The organism is Arthrobacter sp. StoSoilB13 (genome assembly GCF_019977255.1).
In the GTDB taxonomy this organism is placed as follows: Bacteria; Actinomycetota; Actinomycetes; order Actinomycetales; family Micrococcaceae; genus Arthrobacter.
The window spans coordinates 977,044-994,317 of the sequence record NZ_AP024648.1; the positions used below are offsets into that span (position 1 = coordinate 977,044).

The window sequence follows — 17,274 nt, forward strand, 5'->3', positions numbered from 1 at the left end:
ACTGTAGGCTCGAATGCAGACAAGAGTGCCGGCAGTATGGTCAGGCCGGTGGGATGCCTACGGAAGTGAAACCGCTGTGAGTGACAAGAGCCCAAAACCACAAGATCCGGGGACGGACGTCCACGAGGACCCCGACGAGCCGGCCTTTGACTGGATGAAGCCCAAGGCGCCTGGTGGTTCTTCTGCTGCTCCCTCAGGTCCGGTCCCGGTTCAGCCCGAGAGCCGCGCTGACCGGAAGGCTGCCGAGGCTGCGGATGTTGAGCCGGAGCCACCGCTTTTCGCGGAGACGGTGGCAGATGCGCCCGCAAGTCGCCAACCGGCACACTATTCGGAACCGTTGCCGACGTCGGCCCTCCAGGTTCGTCCGCCGGAGGACGAAGTTGCCAGGCGTAATGCGGAACGCGAACAGGCTGCAAAGGTCAAGCCGATCGGCCCCCGCATTTTCCAGGTATTGCTCGCCGTCTTCTTCCCTGTGATCCTCTTGGTGCTGGCTGTCCGCGCAGTGACCAGCCCCCTCTTCCTCTGGGTTGAATACAACCGGCCGGGTTTCCCCGGAGACGGTTACGGGTTCAGCACGGACGATCGCATGACTTACGGCTCCTATGCTGTGGACTACCTGAGCAATTGGTCCGGGCCCAGATATTTGGGTGGCTTGGTAAACCAGGACGGCGCCAAGCTTTTCAAGGACAGCGAAGTCGCGCACATGGCGGACGTAAAGATGGTCATTTTGTCCTCGTTCGGTGCCGGCCTGCTGCTCATTCTTTTGAGCATCATCGCCATTGCCTACTTGCGTAAGCGCAGTACAGGCGGCGTTCGGCGCGGGCTCTTCGCCGGCTCCATCGTCACCTTGGTCATCATCATCGGCCTTGCAGTGCTGGCAGCCCTGAGCTGGCAGCAGTTCTTCACGGAGTTCCACCGGATCTTCTTCGCCAATGGAACCTGGACATTCTCGCTGGAAGACACGCTCATTCGTCTCTTCCCGGGACAGTTCTGGGTGGATGCCGGAATCGTCATTGGAGCGCTCGTGTTCCTGGCCGCAACGATCACCTTCATCCTCACCTGGCCAACGCGTCGTCGTCGTGGTTTGGACGCAAAGTCAGCGGCCGAAGAAGAAGCATCCTCAACGGAGATCGACGACGAAAGCGATACCCCTGGTGTCCGCAAGGACACCGGCGAAACCGTCGCATAAACGAGCGGGGCGCTACTTTTCGTAAAGCTTCTCCACCAACGAGGAGAAGTCCTTAACCACCGCGGCCCGCTTCAGCTTGAGCGACGGCGTCAGGTGCCCGGACTCGACGCTGAGATCCGCAGTGATAAAGCCAAACTTACGGATGGATTCGGCCGAGGACACCAGAGTGTTCGCTTCGTCCACCGCAGACTGAACTGCTGCACGAACGCGCTCGTCCCCGGCGGCTTCACTGGGGGACATGGCGTCGCGCTTGTTCTCGGCGCACCAGTCTTCAAGCCCTTCAGGATCCAGGGCCACCAGTGCTGCAACGAACGGCTTGCCGTCGCCCACCACCACGGCCCTGTCCCACAAGCGGGTGCTCCCGCAGTTTCTCTTCGAGGGGACCGGGTGCGACGTTCTTGCCCCCTGCGGTGACCAACAGGTCTTTCTTCCTGCCTGTGATGGTCAGGAACCCGTCCGGGTCAAGCTCGCCAAGGTCTCCTGTGCGGAAGAAGCCGTCGACGAAGGCCTCAGCGGTGGCGGCCTCATTGCGGTGGTAGCCCTTGAACACGCCGATCCCCTTGACCAGCACCTCGCCATCCGGGGCCACCCGGATGGTGGTGCCGGGCAGCGGTATGCCAACGGTCCCTATACGGGACATGCTTGGCGTGTTGACGGTACAGGGCGCAGTGGTTTCGGTCAGGCCATAGCCCTCAAGGACAGGGATCCCGGCACCGTGGAAGAAATGGTTTTCCCGGAGGCTGAGGGGGCTGGCCCCGGACACGGTGTAGCCGATGGCGCCGCCAAAGACCTCCCGCACCTTGGGGTAGAGGAGCTTGTTGAATGCCGAATGCTTGAGGTTAAGGAACCAACCCGGACCTGGCCCCTGCCCGCGGGCGGCGAGGTCTACCGCCGTCGAATATTCGACGGCGGCCGCGGACGCAGCGGCGAACAGCCGGGACTTGCCTGACATTGCCGCTTTGTGTCCGGCGCCGGCGTAGACCTTTTCGAAGATGCGGGGAACTGCGAGCAGGAAGGTCGGTTTGAAGGCGCCCAGGTCCGCCATGAGGCCGCTGGCACCCGGGCTGTGCCCCAACGTGACGCCTGCGGTGAGGCAGACCACCTGGACTGCCCTTGCCAGGACATGTGCCAGCGGTAGGAACATCAACGTTCGCGAGCCGTGCTGCATCAACAGTTCGGGGAGGAACGGGATGACGTTCCGGGCAACGAGCACGAAGTTGCCATGCGTGATTTCGCAGCCCTTGGGTTTGCCGGTTGTGCCGGAGGTGTAGACGATCGAGGCTACATCGGACAAGTTGGCGGCGCTGCGCTGGCGCTCAAGTTCGGCATCCATAATGCCAATTCCGACGGCGGCAAGGCTGGTCAGGTTCGGGGCCTCACCGTCGTGCTCCATGCGGATGATCGTCACCGGGTCCTCACCCAAAGCTGTGGACTTCTCAACGAGGGTGTGAAGCAGGTCTGCTTTGGAGGTGTCTTCCACAAAGATGCGCCGGGCACCGGAATCGGCGAGGATCCACTCGATCTGGCTTGCCGAAGACGTTTCATAAATGGGTACGGTAACTCCGCCAGCCATCCAGATGGCGAAGTCCACCAAGGTCCATTCGAAACTTGAACGGGATAGCACTGCCACGGGATCGCCGGGGTTGACGCCCCCTGCAATGAGGCCCTTGGCCAGTGCCTGGACGTCCGCGAGGAAGCGTGCAGCAGGCACGTTGAGCCACCCATTGGCTGTCTTGTGGGCGTAAAGGTTGCCGAACGGGTCCTTGGCGCATCGTTCCAGAAGGAGATCGGTCACGTTGGAATTCTCGTCGGCCTCGACCAGAAGCTCCGTGCTTGCCTCCCTCACGATCCTCCTCCTAGATCCACGATGGCATCCACATCCTCATCCGCCACTCCTGGTAGCTGATGACTTCGGCGGTCAGCACGGGGTAGAAAAACGCTGTTGCCAGCACGGCCAGCACCACAACCGAGCCCACTATGTAGAGTCCGTATCTCCGCCTCCAAGGAGGATCGGTGGTGCGGCCCAGCACCAACCCCAGGACATACGTCAGGGCCAGCACCAGGAACGGTTCAAAGGAAACTGCGTAGAAGATGAACATCGTGCGTTCGGGATACATGAACCACGGCAGGTATCCAGCCCCGACTCCAACGAGGATGGCCCCGGCGCGCCAATCCCGCCGGCCTGCCCACCAGAAGAGCAGGATCACCAGGGCAATGGTGCCGCCCCACCAGACAATGGGGTTGCCGACGGGCAGGATGGCCGAGGAACACGTCTCGGCAATGCAGCCGGCAGTGCCCTGCTTGGGCGATTGGTAATAGAACGAGGTGGGCCTGCCCATGACCAGCCAGGTCCAGGGGCTGGATTCGTACGGGTGGTCGGCACTGAGGCCCTGATGGAACTTGTATGCCTCAAGGTGGTAGTGCGCCAGGGAACGCACGGAATTGGGCAGCCAATCCCACCCGGGCGCCGGATTGGTGGCCGCCCACTGGCGGTAGTAGGCATCCTTGGAGAGGAACCAGCCGGTCCACGTGGCGACGTACGTGGCCGCCGCGATCGGGACAATGGTCAGGAAAGCCGGAAGTCCATCCTTGATGACCGCTGCACTGGGCCAGCTGCGGATCCCGGCAATGCGGCGGGCGCTCATGTCCCAGAAGACTGTCAACAAGCCGAACGCCGCGACGAAAAACAGCGCAGACCATTTGGTGCCCACAGCCAGTCCGAGGCAAATCCCGGCAACCAGGCGCCACCAACGCATCCCCAACCAGGGGCCGGCCAACAGTTGCTTGGCCGAGGGCCGGCCGTCGGATGAAGCAGACGCACGGGCGGCCAGCCTGGAAGCAAGGCGACGCCGGCCGTCGTCGCGGTCCAAAAGCAAAGCACCAAAGGCGGCAAGGATCCAAAACGCAAGGAAGATGTCCAGCAGGGACGTTCGCGACAACACAAGGTGGTGGCCGTCAACCGCGAGCAGCAAGCCGGCCACTGCGCCAAGCGTGTGGGAACGGAAGAGTTTCAGCGTGATGAGTGAGAGCAGGAAGACCGTGAGCGTCCCGGTCAGGGCGGCACCAAAACGCCAGCCGAACGGATTGTCAGCCCCAAACAACCACATGCCGAAGGCAATCATCCATTTCCCCACCGGAGGATGAACCACGTACTCCGGGGTATTGAGCAGGATCTCGGGATTGCCGGCGTTGAAGGAATCGTTGGCGTTGGCTGGCCAGCTGCGTTCGTATCCGCTGACGAGGTACGAATACGCGTCTTTGACGTAATACGTTTCGTCGAAGACCAGGCTGTGGGGGACCTCAAGACGGAAGAAACGCAGGATTCCGCCGATGGCGGCGGTAATGGCGGGAATCAACCAGAACCATAAACGCAGCGACGGCGGGTAATCCCGCCAGCTTTGGATCCCGCCGATCAAACGCGATGTCAGGGCGTCCACCGAGAAGGCCGCAGCAGGTCTGGCGATCCAGCGGTGGCCTTCGAGCCCGCGTCCGGGAGGCAGCTTGCTGTTGCTGCCGGCGGGGTCGTCCTGCCTGGACGGAGGCCGCCATGAGGTAGTTCCCCTGGCCGCTGTTTCCTGGGCCGGCTCTCCGGAGCCGTTGCTTGCCGCCACGTCCGTGGCCCCGGAAGGTAATGCCGACACTGCGGGGGTTCCGGAATCGGTGGTGGGAACGGGGGACTGGCTCACCCGCCCATGCTACCGTTCCATCCTTGCTGCGGCGTTGAAGTGCGCTCTTGCTGCGGCGTTGAAGTGCGCGCGGCATTAGGCTTGGCAGGTGGACGAACAACACAGCACCCCGGACGAAGCCCCCTTTGATGATGCATCGGCGGTTGATGAACCGGACGCGGCCCAGGAACCCGAAGCCGGTGCCGACACGGGCGCAACCACGGCAAGCGGCAGGATTGTGCTTGCCGCCACCCCCATCGGCAACGTGGGCGATGCATCCTCCCGCTTGATCGAACTCCTGGCGACCTCGGACATCGTCGCAGCCGAGGACACCCGTCGCCTGCATCGTCTGGTCCAGGGCCTTGGGCGTGGAGGTGTCCGGGCGCGTCATCAGCTATCACGAACACAACGAGGTAGCCAAGACCGGTGAACTGCTTGAGTATGTGCGGGCCGGCAAGACCATCCTGATGGTCAGCGACGCCGGGATGCCGGCGGTTTCAGACCCTGGATTCCGTTTAGTGGAGGGAGCCGTTGCCGCGGGCCTGACCGTCACTGCCGTGCCGGGACCTTCCGCCGTGCTGACGGCCCTTGCGCTTTCCGGACTGCCCACAGACCGGTTTTGCTTCGAAGGCTTCCTGCCACGGAAGTCGGGGGGAGCGGAATTCCCGCCTGGCGGACTTGGCTGACGAGCGCCGCACCATGGTTTTCTTTGAGGCTCCGCACCGGCTTGAAGTGATGCTTCGGGCGCTGCACGAGCGCTTCGGACCGGAACGCCGGGTGGCTGTTTGCCGGGAATTGACCAAGACCTACGAGGAAGTCATCCGCGGAACACTGCGCGAACTCCTGGAGTGGGCAGAAAACAATGAAGTCCGCGGCGAAATTGCCGTGGTTGTGGGTGGCGCTCCCGAGCAGGCTCCCGGCAAGCCGGAAGACCATGTAGCTGCCGTGAACGAGCTCATCTCCCAGGGAATCCGGTTGAAGGAAGCCGTCGCCGCCGTGGCCGATGACGCCCGTGTCAGCAAGCGGGAGCTGTATTCGGCGGTGCTTGCAGCACGCTGATCATCCCTGTGCAGGTGCACAATTTGGCGGGCGCATGGCAGTGCGTGAAGGCGTAGACACTGCTTCTTGCATGGCAGTACCGTGGCAGTAATTCAAGCCAATTCTGGCAAGGAACCCTAGTGGTGCAACCCTCCAATGCACCCAAGACGAAGGAGTCGCCATGACTGTAACGGTTGAACGCGAAAGCGAACTGCTGGCTTCCGTCCCCACCGGCCTGCTGATCAACGGTCAGTGGCGTCCGGCGGGATCCGGAAAGACTTTTGATGTTGAGGACCCGGCTACGGGCAAGGTCCTGCTCAGCATCTCCGACGCCGGTGCTGAAGACGGTGCCGCGGCCTTGGACGCCGCTGCTGCCGCCCAGGCTGACTGGGCACGCACGGCACCGCGCGAACGCGGTGAGATCCTGCGCCGTGCCTTCGAACTCGTCACCGAGCGCGCCGAAGACTTCGCGCTGCTGATGACCCTCGAAATGGGCAAGCCCCTGGCCGAAGCCCGCGGCGAGGTCACCTATGGCGCCGAATTCCTGCGCTGGTTCTCCGAGGAAGCTGTCCGTGTTTCGGGCCGCTATTCCGCAGCCCCGGACGGCAAGAACCGCCTGCTCGTTCAGAAGAAGCCGGTTGGACCCTGCCTGCTCATCACGCCGTGGAACTTCCCGCTGGCCATGGCCACCCGCAAGGTAGCCCCGGCCGTCGCCGCTGGCTGCACCATGGTGCTCAAGCCCGCCAACCTCACCCCGCTGACAAGCCTGCTCTTCGCGCAGGTGATGCAGGAAGCCGGCCTTCCCGCAGGTGTCCTGAACGTCATCCAGACCTCCACGGCCGGTGCTGTCACCGGACCGCTGATCAAGGATGACCGCCTCCGCAAGATCTCCTTCACCGGCTCCACCCCGGTTGGCCAGGCACTGATCCGTGAAGCCGCGGACAAGGTCCTGCGCACGTCCATGGAACTTGGCGGCAACGCACCGTTCGTCGTCTTCGAGGATGCTGACCTGGACAAGGCCGTTGAAGGTGCCATCGCGGCCAAGATGCGCAACATGGGCGAGGCCTGCACCGCAGCAAACCGCTTCATCGTGCACGAGTCCATCGCCGACTCCTTCGCCGAGAAGTTCGCCGCGAAGATTGGTTCCCTCACCACAGCCCGCGGTACCGAGCCGGAGTCCAAGGTTGGTCCGCTGATCGACGGCAAGGCCCGCGACGGTGTGCACGCCCTCGTCACTGAAGCCGTAGCAGGAGGTGCAACAGCAGTCACCGGTGGTGCCGCCGTCGACGGTCCCGGCTACTTCTACCAGCCCACTGTGCTGAAGAACGTCGCCGCCGACTCCCGCATTCTCCAGGAAGAAATCTTCGGACCCGTGGCCCCAATCGTCACGTTCTCCACCGAAGACGACGCCATCCGCCTGGCCAACAACACCGAATACGGCCTGGTTGCCTACGTCTTCACCAAGGACCTCAACCGGGGCCTGCGGGTCAGCGAGAAGCTTGAGACCGGCATGCTCGGCCTCAACGCCGGTGTCATCTCCAACGCCGCTGCACCGTTCGGTGGCGTCAAGCAGTCCGGCCTGGGCCGCGAAGGCGGCTCCGAAGGCATCGAAGAGTACCTCTACACCCAGTACGTAGGTATCGCCGACCCGTACGCCGACTAGGTCCTGTACCCCGACTGAGTCCCGTACCCTGACCAGGTCCGTACCCCGACCAGTCCAGGGGTTCCGTCCACCGCTCTCGCAACAAGAACGGTAGAGACAAGCAGAGGGCCCGACCCCGGAGCCATAAGTTCCGGAGTCGGGCCCTTTGCTGTTCCCACGTGGGATCGCGGTCTTAGCGGCGTTGCGGGAGAAGTCCCCTGAGCGCGCGCCATGATCCGGCAATCCCTTGCCCCGTCCGCCGGAACAGGGACCCCACAGCGCGGGAGGGGGCACCGAGTGCGTGGAACCAGCGGCGCATGAGCGACGGCGGCAGCCAGTTCGCACGGAAGCGGACCAGCCAGTTGGCATTGTTCCGTAACGAGTCACGAACAACAGCGATCCTGGCAGCAGCCGGCGAGGCTGCCTCCATCGGGCGACCATAACGTTGCCGTTCGAAGTCCGTGGTGAGTGAAGCGACGGCGGCATGTGCGGCGTCGTCGAGACCCCCGGCCTCACCCAGAATGGAACTTGAACGGAGCCGGGACGAAAAGTGCCTTGGCGTTTCACTGGGAGTGGACGGTACACCATAGTCAGTGGCGAGGTCCCGCAACTCTGCCCATGCGAGGGCTGCAGAGTCGTGGTAAGCGTCAGGCGATCCACGGTCCGCTGGTTCCTTGGGATTGAGCCGGCGGCGTCGCAGGACTACCCTGCTCAGCCTCGGCGAGCCAAGGAAAGCAGCGAGCAACAGCACTGCCGCAATCGTGGCAATAACCGTTGGCAGCGGGTCACGGGGCGCAGAGCCGGCAGTTTGCGCGTCGCCTCCCGGCAGCGGAACGGTGGTGGGGGGAGGCGTCACGGCGGTGCCTGGAACGTCCTTCTCGTCAGCATTGGTGCTCAGGCTGCCCGGGACTGAGGACTCGGTGGCATATTCCGGAACAACCCCACGGGAAGGAGTCGGCTCAAAGGGCACCCATCCCAGTCCTTCGAAGTAGAGCTCGGGCCAAGCGTGCGCGTCACGGGCATCTACCTCATACTCAGGGAACGATCCCTGGCCAACCAAAGCCACGGTCTCGCCCGTCAGCCGCCCGGGTGCGTATCCCACCGCAATGCGGCTGGGGATGCCCTCCACGCGGGCCATCACCGCCATGGCGGAGGAGAAGTGGACGCAATAGCCGCTCTTGACCGCCAGGAAGTCCGCCAGGACCGACAACCCGTTGCCGTCATACCCGTTTTGCACCGGCGCTTGAAGGGAATACGTGAATTCACTGGAACGCAGGTATTTCTGGATCGCCAGCGCCTTGGCGTAGTTGTTGCCTGCCGAAGACGTGACCTGCTCCGCCGTCTGGCGAACAATGCTTGGCAGGTTCCCTGGAACGCGGAGGAAGTCCTCCGAAATGGATTTTGGCTTACCTGTTGCCTGGGACAGGGCCTGCGCACTGATCTTGGGTGCCGCCGAGAAGACCACATAGCGTTGGGCCAGCGTGCTCGTCTCCGTACTCATGATGCTGAGGGTGGCCGGATCCCAGGTCCAACGGCCGTTCAGCCCGTTAACGGAAACGGGGGCGAACGGCGCCGGTAAGTACGGGCTGGTGAACAAGCCCGCGTTGATGGACGTCACCGCATTCACGACTTCTCCCTGGATGGAGTAACCCGGCTCTATCCGGTCCACCCCGGCCCCGCCGTGTGGCGGAGCGGTCATCAGGTGCCCAGGTTTCGCCGTCGAAGTGGTCAATGGTGACAGACCTCAGGTAAGTGGCTGCGCTGGAACTGGTGGAGTACGTGATGCGTCCTGCCCCCGTGGGACTGCGAAGACTGTTACCCAGCGTGATCATCGGATTGAGGCCGTTCGAGGTACCCCAAGGGCTCAACCGCGAGCCTTGCGGGAAGGTGCCTGTTTCAAACCCGGGAATGGCCAGCGGAACAACCAATGCCAAACCCAGTGCCAGCACCCCCGTCACCAGGGAGCGCCTGATCTGGCCGGAACTTCGTGGTGCTCCGGACTGCAGCCTGGCGTCAGGGGCGAACCAATGGCTGCAACCAAGAATGAGCAGATATCCCACCGTGGCCCCAACGAATCCAGCGACACCTACGCTTTGCGGCTTGATGGTTGCAGGAACCACCATGACCGCAAGGAGTCCGATTCCACTGGCCGCCGGCATCGATAGCGGGACGGCCAAAGCATCGATCAGGATCACCAGAAGTCCCAGGCACGCACAGGTGACGAAGACAATCCCCGCGTTAGGGGCCACCGGAGCGCTCTCGGACACAACCGTCTCGGCGGCCCGCTTGATGAGCCGGCCTACCGCGGCAAACGTGCCGGTGGTAGGGATGAAGCCCAGGAAGCTGTCCTGCCGGCAGAACGTGAAACTGAGTATGCCGGCCAATGCTGCCAAGGCACCCAGCGTGGTAACCAAGGGCTGGATCCGGAGGGTCCGCAGGATGGCCAGTGTCAGGGCCACCACTACAACGGTGGTGATCAGCGGCATGAACCAGGCCCAGCCCCTGAACACTCCATTCAGGGATATGGCCGCACCAAGAACGGCCACGGCAACGGAACCAGCCATGATCCACGGGTAGAGGCCGGGAGCCTGCGGCCGTTGTTGAGGTGAAGCGGGGGCGGGCCCGTCTCCGCTGGCACCCTGATGGGGAACGCCCCGCTGGAATGTTGCAGGGGACCCACGATGGGACGTTGCGGTCATCGCGGCACCGCCGCTCCGCGCCGTACGTCCATTGCCGCGCTCGCAGCAACCAGCAGGCCGCCTTCGTCGAAGCCGGACCAGGCCGCTGTCAGTGGTGTCTTCGAGGTGACGGAGACAGCCTTCCAGCCGCCCTGCCTCAAGGTTTCCAGGACATCATCCTTGTTTCGGAAGTCCGGGTTCCGGGAGTCATGGTTGCGGGACTCGTTGCTGCTTTGAGGGTCCGTGACTACTATCGCGAAGGCGTTGGCACCGTAGCCGGCCGCCGGAGCAAGGGCTTTGGCCTCGGCAAGGGTCAGATTGCCAAGCAAGGCAAGGAGCGGCCCGCGCAAACGATGCGCAGCGAGCTTGTCCATGAGGCGGTCGTCGAAGACCGAATCAACGCTTTCCTGGCCCGGCACCTCCAAGGCCCCACTGCGGTTAGGCACGGAACCGGTAGGTTCGGGGGAGCGCCGGGCATGCCCCGGACTATTTTCTCCGGCCCTGTGATGTTCAGCCCTGTGGTGGTCAACCCAGTGGTGCTTCGGTCCGCTCAACTCAATGGCGGCCAAACCTTCGGCAATGGCATGAAGGCCGGCAACGCCACTGAACTCTTCCACGCCCGGATCCGGTGCCGACGGCGAGCGAATGAAGGCCGGGCTACCGAAGGCGTCCAGGACGCGCAGCGAGTAGTTCCGTTCGGCCAAGTGCGCGCTGATGGACATTGCCGCTGTCACAACCCACTCAAAATTCGGGCTGGTCACCAGGTCCGAGTCGTCGTCGTGCGAGCTGAAAACCGAGGCGCTGCCGGAGGCGAAGGCCGCGAATCGTTGGTCAAGGATGATGGTGGCTTCCGGAGTGGTGACCGATTCCTCCTGGCGGACCATAAGCTGTCCGTGCCGCGCCGTGGCGGGCCAGTGGACGCGCCGCATCGGATCGCCGTGCCGGTATTCGCGCGTCATGATGTCGTCGTCGCTGGGGTTCGCCCTGATCCGGGTGGCCGTTACGCCATCGTTCCCACGCGCCCCGGCGAGTCCCGTTACGGGAAGTTCGACGGCGGCCGGCGTCACGGTGAGGAGGTCGCCGTCGTCGATGGCATGGCGCCGCAACGACAAGCCGAACGGGTCGCTGAACTCGGCAGTGACAGGACCTATGCGGAACTGTCCCCGCTTGCCGGATCGCAGATGGTATTCGTAGCGGCTGGTTCCGCCTGTTGCAGACCGGGCCGGGAAGCGGAAAGCCGGCGGATCACCGAACCGTGGAGGCAGTTGCTCCTCCATGATCACGTGGCCGGTGGAAAATGTGGATCGGGCGACCGCCAGGCGAACGGTGGTGGCGGTGGACGTTTCCACGGTGGAGGGATTGAATTCCCGGTACACCTGGAACTTGGGTTTCCAGACCCGGACACCAGCCAGGGCAACCAACGGAAGGATCAACAAGAAGACGGCAAGAGTCAGGAGATCGCGTCTGCCCATAATGTAAGCGCAGACCAGCGAGGCCACCCCGGCGGCGAGCAATCCCCATCCGCGGCTGGTGAACAAATGCTTGGGGAGCCGATCCACGAGTGCCATGCCCGCTGTCTCCTATGCGCTTTGCTTGTCCCTGCGCCACGCGCCAGGCGGTTCCTGGGCAACAGGGAGGGAAGCGAGGATGCCCCGCAGGACTGTTTGGGGCGTGTCGCCGGAACTCGCAGCCTTGCGGTCCAGGATGATGCGGTGGGCGAGCACCGATTCGGCCACGTCCACGACGTCGTCGGGAAGGACAAAATCGCGTCCATCCAAAGCTGCCGTGGCCTTCGCGGCGCGCAGCAACTGCAGCAAGGACCGCGGGCTGGCACCGAGTCGAAGGCGGGCACTTTCACGCGTGGCACGGCCAATGGCAACGGTGTATTCCTTGATGGCCGTGGACACGTAGACCTGCTGGACGGCTGCAATCATGGCTGCCACATCGGCTGCCGTGACCACTGGGGTTACCTTGATCAGGGGAGAGGCCGCCTGATGCGTTTCCAACATCTCGATCTCGGCATCCCGATCCGGATAGCCCATGGAAATCCTGGCCATGAAGCGGTCGCGCTGGGCTTCGGGCAGCGGATAAGTGCCCTCCATTTCGATGGGATTCTGCGTTGCCACCACCATGAACGGCAATCCCAGCTGGTATGAATGCCCGTCCACCGTCACCTGGTGTTCTTCCATACACTCCAGGAGCGCGGATTGGGTCTTGGCTGAGGCACGGTTGATTTCGTCGCCGATCACGATGTTCGCGAACACCGCGCCGGGCCGGAACTCGAACTGCCGCGAAGACTGGTTGTAGATGGACACGCCCGTCACGTCCGATGGCAACAGATCCGGGGTGAACTGGATACGGGACACCGTGCAGTCCACGGTTCGGGCCAGTGTCTTCGCCAACAGAGTCTTGCCAACGCCGGGCACATCCTCCAGCAGGAGGTGGCCTTGGGCCAGGAGAACTGTCAGGGCCAGCTTCGCAGCGTCCGCCTTGCCGTCGATGACCTTGCCGATGGATGCCAGGATGCGCTCGCTGGCATCGTGGAAACGTTCGGCGTCCATGACCTGCGGCTTGTGTCCATTGAGTGCGGCGGCTTCCCGGGGCAGCGCACTGTACGCCTCGCCCTGAAGTGGGGAAGGCTCGACGGTGACTTGTCGCTTGGACTCCATGATTGCCCTTCAGCCGTGGCCAACGCCGGTGTCGGCCGTCTGTCCGTTCCAGACTACCCAGACTTTGGCCGTCCCTGACATAGTGCTCCGCGAATTTATGTGCCAACTGGAATTTGTCCCGCAGCACGGGGGACCGCGGTCCGATTAAGGTGGGAACATGTGCAATTCCCTCGCCCCCGCTCCCTACCGCGCGTCCTCCGGTGCAACAGAAGCCTCGGATTCCCGCAAAGAGTACCCTCCGGCCCCGGAACCGCTTCCCGTCCCGGTGATGGACAACCACACCCACTTGGACTTTCGGCACGGTTTGATCGAAGTCGGCGTTGCGGACGCCATGGATGCCGCCGAAGCTGTTGGTGTCCAAGGGGCGATCCAGGTTGGCTGCGACCTGGAATCGTCGCGCTTCACGGTACAAGCTGTCCAGGCCGATGCCCGCTTGCTGGGAGCGGTTGCCATCCACCCCAACGACGCACCCATCTACGCGGGGCGGGGGGAGCTGGAATCGGCGCTGGCAGAGATCGAGGAACTGGCTGCCCACCCGCGGATCCGTGCCATCGGCGAAACAGGGTTGGACTTCTTCCGAACCCACGGTGAAGGGCTGGCACATCAGCGGTACTCCTTCCGAAGGCACATCGACATCGCCAAGCGGCTAGGCCCTCACTCTGCAGATCCACGACCGCGACGCCCACGATGACGTAGTGCAGGTATTGAAGGAGGAAGGGGCCCCGGAGCGGGTAGTTTTCCATTGCTTCTCCGGTGATGAGGAGCTGGCACGCATTTGCAATGAGAACGGCTGGTACATGTCCTTTGCGGGCACCATGACGTTCAAGAATGCCGGCAACCTGAGGGCAGCGTTGTCCATTGCGGAGCCCAGCCGGATCCTGGTGGAAACAGATTCGCCATTCCTCACGCCACACCCGTACCGTGGGCGGCCAAATGCGAGCTACATGGTGCCATACACAGTTCGCTCGATGGCTGAAGTGACAGAAGATGACCTTTCGGAACTTTGCGCCAGGCTGGCTGAAAATACCGTAAATGCCTACGGATCGTGGGGCTGATCGGGGGCGTTCGAAGCTCTGTGGGACCGCCGGAGATGAATACCCGGTATGTAGAATTCTTGGTCCGTTTATAACAGATCGGTTACTGTGTACAACAAGTAGCCGGGGTCGGGGAAGGCCTTCGGAAAACTGGTCCGGATTCGTCCGGGCTCTTTAGTTGAATGTATTTGGCGGCGCAGATGCCGGCAGCAGAGGGTGGGACCAGGCTTTTTTGCCTGGCCCCTCAGTTTTGCGGCTGGCATTATTTTTTGCGCTTTTCCCCGTGCCCGGATGGTCTGAGAGTTATGGGCAATCGTGATCAAGTTCTTCACAACGGATGGCAAGTTCAGCTTTCTCAAAGTCGGTGCCCAGTTGCTGGTTGTTGCAGCGCTGGTGGTCGGTGTAGTCGCCTTCGTCGGCAACAACAAGACAATCACCCTGAACGTAGACGGCAAGGTAAGCTCCATCCAGACCTTCGGCGGCACCGTTGACCAAGTGGTCAAAGCAGCCAAGGTCGAGCTGAAGGACGCAGACCGCGTTTCACCGGATCTTGATACCCAAGTGGAAAACGGCTCGGTGGTCAACATCAATCTCGCTAAAGCCGTCTCCATCGAATTGGACGGCGCCCGCAAGACCGTCAACACCAACGCACCGGACGTCGCCGGCCTGGTGAGTGAACTGGGAGTCGCGAGCTCCTCCGAAATCTCCCAGCCGAAGGACGCCTCGCTGGCTGTCACAGGCTCCTTCGTTTCCATCTCCACACCCAAGACGATCAGCCTGGTAGCTGACGGCAAGGACACCAGCACCACCACGACGGCGCCCGACGTCGCCAGCGTCCTGAAGGACGCCGGAGTCACCCTGGGCGCCAGCGATCGCGTCTCCCAGCCCGGAAATGCGCCGGTCATCCAGGACATGGTGATCAAGGTCTCCCGCGTGGACACCAGCAAGACCGCCGAGGCTACTGAGGAAGTACCGTTCGACAGCGTCAGCACCGATAGTGCCGAGCTCTACAAGGGCGACGAGAAAGTGACCCAAAAGGGCGTCGCAGGTTCCGTTGTGAAGACCTTCAAGCTGGTCTTGGTGGATGGCCGTGAAGCTTCCCGCACCCTTGTATCCAGCAATGTAACCACTCAGCCCGTTACCGAAAAGATCATGGTCGGAACGAAGGCCCGCCCCGTCGCCGCCAAGGCTGCCACTTCCAGTGGTCCCACCGGCGCCCCGAACGAAGCTATGTGGGACAGGATCGCCCAGTGCGAGTCCGGCGGAAACTGGTCCATCAACACCGGCAACGGCTACTACGGCGGGCTGCAGTTCTCCAGCCCCACCTGGTTGGCCAATGGCGGCGGCGCCTACGCCCCCACTGCAAACCTTGCCACCAAAGCACAGCAGATCGATATCGCCAACCGCCTCTACGCCAGGAACGGCCTCAGCGACTGGGGCTGCGCGCACGCAGCGTGACCCCGCACAGGCGATACGATACCTAGGTGACTGAACCGAATTCCGAACCCGCCGCCGTCGTGCCTTTGATGGGCGCCACCGACATCCGACGGTTAGCCGAGGAAATCGGTGTCCGCCCCACCAAGACGTTGGGCCAGAACTTTGTCATTGACGGTAATACGATCCGCAGGATTGTCTCAGCCGCCAACATCGACGCCGGCGAAACCGTGCTTGAGGTGGGCCCGGGCCTTGGCTCCCTGACGCTTGGGCTGCTGGATGCGGCCAAGACTGTTGTGGCCGTTGAGATTGATCCCGTGCTCGCCAGGAAGCTCCCCGAGACCGTTCGTGCATGGCGGCCCGAGGCTGAAGACAACTTCCACCTGGTCCTTTCGGACGCCATGAGGGTCACGGAACTGCCCGTGCAACCGACAGCACTGGTGGCCAACCTCCCGTATAACGTGGCCGTCCCCGTGGTGCTTCACCTGCTGCAACACTTCCCGAGCCTGCAGCACGGACTGGTCATGGTGCAGGACGAGGTCGCGGACCGCCTGGCAGCAACTCCAGGCAGCAAGATCTACGGTGTGCCGTCGGTCAAAGCTGCCTGGTACGGGCACATGCGCAAGGCCGGCGTGATCGGCATGAACGTGTTTTGGCCAGCTCCGAAAATCCACTCCGGACTCGTTGCCTTTACGCGCCATGACCCACCCGCCACGCACGCCACCCGGGAACAGGTGTTTGCTGTCATCGACGCCGCTTTTGCCCAGCGTAGAAAGACCCTCCGCGCGGCGTTGGCCGGATGGGCAGGCAGCGCGGCAGAGGCCGAACGGTGCCTGGTCGCCGCAGGCGTTGATCCCACAGCCCGGGGCGAGGTCCTGGACATCTCTGCCTACGTCCGCATCGCCGAAGCCCGCCACCCAGCGGACGCATGAGTCCGAACACCCGCAAACCCAGCAGCCTGCCATACGTAGGCGATCGCTTCCATGCCAGGACGGTCCGGGTCAAAGCGCCGGGGAAGATCAACGTCTCGCTAAGTGTTGGTCCGCTGCGCCCCGACGGCTACCACTCCGTGGCAAGCGTCTACCTGGCCGTTTCCCTGTACGAGGAAGTGGCGGCCACCAGCACCGAGGCTGAAGGGATTACCGTCAGCATCAGCCCCAACAGCACCCTGGACCTGGACGGCGTCGATATTCCCCTGGACGAACGCAACCTGGCCTACAAGGCGGCAGCCATCATGGCTGAGCTATCCGAGAAACCAACCGGCGTCCACCTTGAAATCACCAAGCGTGTGCCTGTCGCCGGAGGTATGGGAGGGGGCTCCGCCGACGCCGCCGCTACCTTGCTCGCATGCGATGCCCTGTGGAACAGCGGCCTTTCCCGCGAGGAACTCGCACACCTGGCAGCCGAGTTGGGCGCAGACGTTCCGTTCTCGCTGCTGGGCGGGACCGCCGTCGGACTCGGTGTCGGCGACAAATTGTCGCCCGCACTGGCAAAGGCACAAATGGACTGGGTGCTGGTATTTGCCGACTACGGGCTCTCCACACCTGACGTGTTCCACACCCTGGACGGACTCCGCGACTCCGAAGGCGTGGAAATTCCGGAGCCCGTTGACGTTGACCCCACCATCCTCCAGGCCCTGCGGCACGGCGATCCCGAGGCGCTCAGCCGGGTGCTGATCAACGATCTCCAGCGGGCATCCATTGCGCTTGCCCCACAGTTGAGGGACACCATCGGGCTAGGCGAAGCCCGGGGCGCATTGGCAGGCATGGTGTCAGGCTCCGGGCCCACCATCGCACTGCTTGCCAGGGACTCGGTGTCCGCCAGCGTCCTCGCTGAAGAGCTGACCCATCGAGGCCACACTGCGGTTGCCGTCCACGGACCCGTGCCCGGCGCCCGGATCATCTCCGATACCCTCCTTTAGTAGC

At 63.1% G+C, this 17,274-nt stretch carries 8 protein-coding genes and 4 pseudogenes; 7 read left to right on the forward strand and 5 right to left on the reverse strand.

From position 1 onward, the window contains the following. Nucleotides 1–76: 76 nt before the first annotated feature. On the forward strand, nt 77–1,189 hold the full coding sequence (locus LDP01_RS16840) for a TIGR01906 family membrane protein (protein ID WP_224091658.1): 1,113 nt from the start codon (nt 77–79) through the stop codon (nt 1,187–1,189). 12 nt (nt 1,190–1,201) lie between these two features. On the opposite strand, the pseudogene LDP01_RS16845 reads toward LDP01_RS16840, so the two are convergent. After that, nucleotides 1,202–3,035 (reverse strand): annotated as a pseudogene (locus tag LDP01_RS16845) (AMP-dependent synthetase/ligase). A gap of 10 nt (nt 3,036–3,045) precedes the next feature. Next, nucleotides 3,046–4,689 carry a dolichyl-phosphate-mannose--protein mannosyltransferase gene (locus LDP01_RS16850; RefSeq protein WP_527249090.1) on the reverse strand — a complete coding sequence of 548 codons (1,644 nt, stop codon included), beginning with the start codon at nt 4,687–4,689 and terminating at the stop codon, nt 3,046–3,048. Between the two features lie 274 nt (nt 4,690–4,963). Between LDP01_RS16850 and rsmI the strand changes: the two are divergent. Continuing rightward, nucleotides 4,964–5,913, forward strand: a pseudogene (gene rsmI, locus LDP01_RS16855) (16S rRNA (cytidine(1402)-2'-O)-methyltransferase). A gap of 160 nt (nt 5,914–6,073) precedes the next feature. Then, nucleotides 6,074–7,555, forward strand: coding sequence for an NAD-dependent succinate-semialdehyde dehydrogenase (locus tag LDP01_RS16860; RefSeq protein WP_223936356.1), 1,482 nt, complete (start codon nt 6,074–6,076; stop codon nt 7,553–7,555). 172 nt (nt 7,556–7,727) lie between these two features. Here the strand turns inward: LDP01_RS16860 and LDP01_RS23780 are convergent. From LDP01_RS23780 to LDP01_RS16880, 3 genes and pseudogenes are all read right to left on the reverse strand, one after another. Continuing rightward, nucleotides 7,728–10,233, reverse strand: a pseudogene (locus LDP01_RS23780) (transglutaminase-like domain-containing protein). Then, nucleotides 10,230–11,780 (reverse strand): DUF58 domain-containing protein, encoded by a 1,551-nt coding sequence (locus LDP01_RS16875; RefSeq protein ID WP_224091681.1) that lies wholly within the window; start codon nt 11,778–11,780, stop codon nt 10,230–10,232. The pseudogene LDP01_RS23780 and the gene LDP01_RS16875 overlap by 4 nt, the downstream one beginning before the upstream one ends. Before the next feature lie 12 nt (nt 11,781–11,792). Beyond that, the gene (locus LDP01_RS16880; RefSeq protein WP_224091690.1) at nt 11,793–12,881 is read right to left on the reverse strand and encodes an AAA family ATPase; all 1,089 of its coding nucleotides are present in this window, start codon (nt 12,879–12,881) and stop codon (nt 11,793–11,795) included. A gap of 157 nt (nt 12,882–13,038) precedes the next feature. Here LDP01_RS16880 and LDP01_RS16885 point away from each other — a divergent pair. The 4 genes and pseudogenes from LDP01_RS16885 to LDP01_RS16900 all read left to right on the forward strand — a co-directional run bounded on the left by LDP01_RS16885 (nt 13,039) and on the right by LDP01_RS16900 (nt 17,270). Further along, a pseudogene (locus tag LDP01_RS16885) lies at nt 13,039–13,936 on the forward strand (TatD family hydrolase). Between the two features lie 294 nt (nt 13,937–14,230). Beyond that, nucleotides 14,231–15,373, forward strand: a complete 1,143-nt coding sequence (locus LDP01_RS16890; protein ID WP_224091692.1) for a resuscitation-promoting factor — start codon at nt 14,231–14,233, stop codon at nt 15,371–15,373. A 26-nt stretch (nt 15,374–15,399) separates the two neighbouring features. Then, complete coding sequence (gene rsmA / locus LDP01_RS16895) at nt 15,400–16,281, forward strand: 16S rRNA (adenine(1518)-N(6)/adenine(1519)-N(6))-dimethyltransferase RsmA (protein WP_224091693.1); 882 nt, start codon at nt 15,400–15,402, stop codon at nt 16,279–16,281. Further along, the gene (locus LDP01_RS16900; protein WP_224091703.1) at nt 16,278–17,270 is read left to right on the forward strand and encodes a 4-(cytidine 5'-diphospho)-2-C-methyl-D-erythritol kinase; all 993 of its coding nucleotides are present in this window, start codon (nt 16,278–16,280) and stop codon (nt 17,268–17,270) included. The genes rsmA and LDP01_RS16900 overlap by 4 nt, the downstream gene beginning before the upstream one ends. The last annotated feature ends 4 nt before the right edge of the window (nt 17,271–17,274 follow it).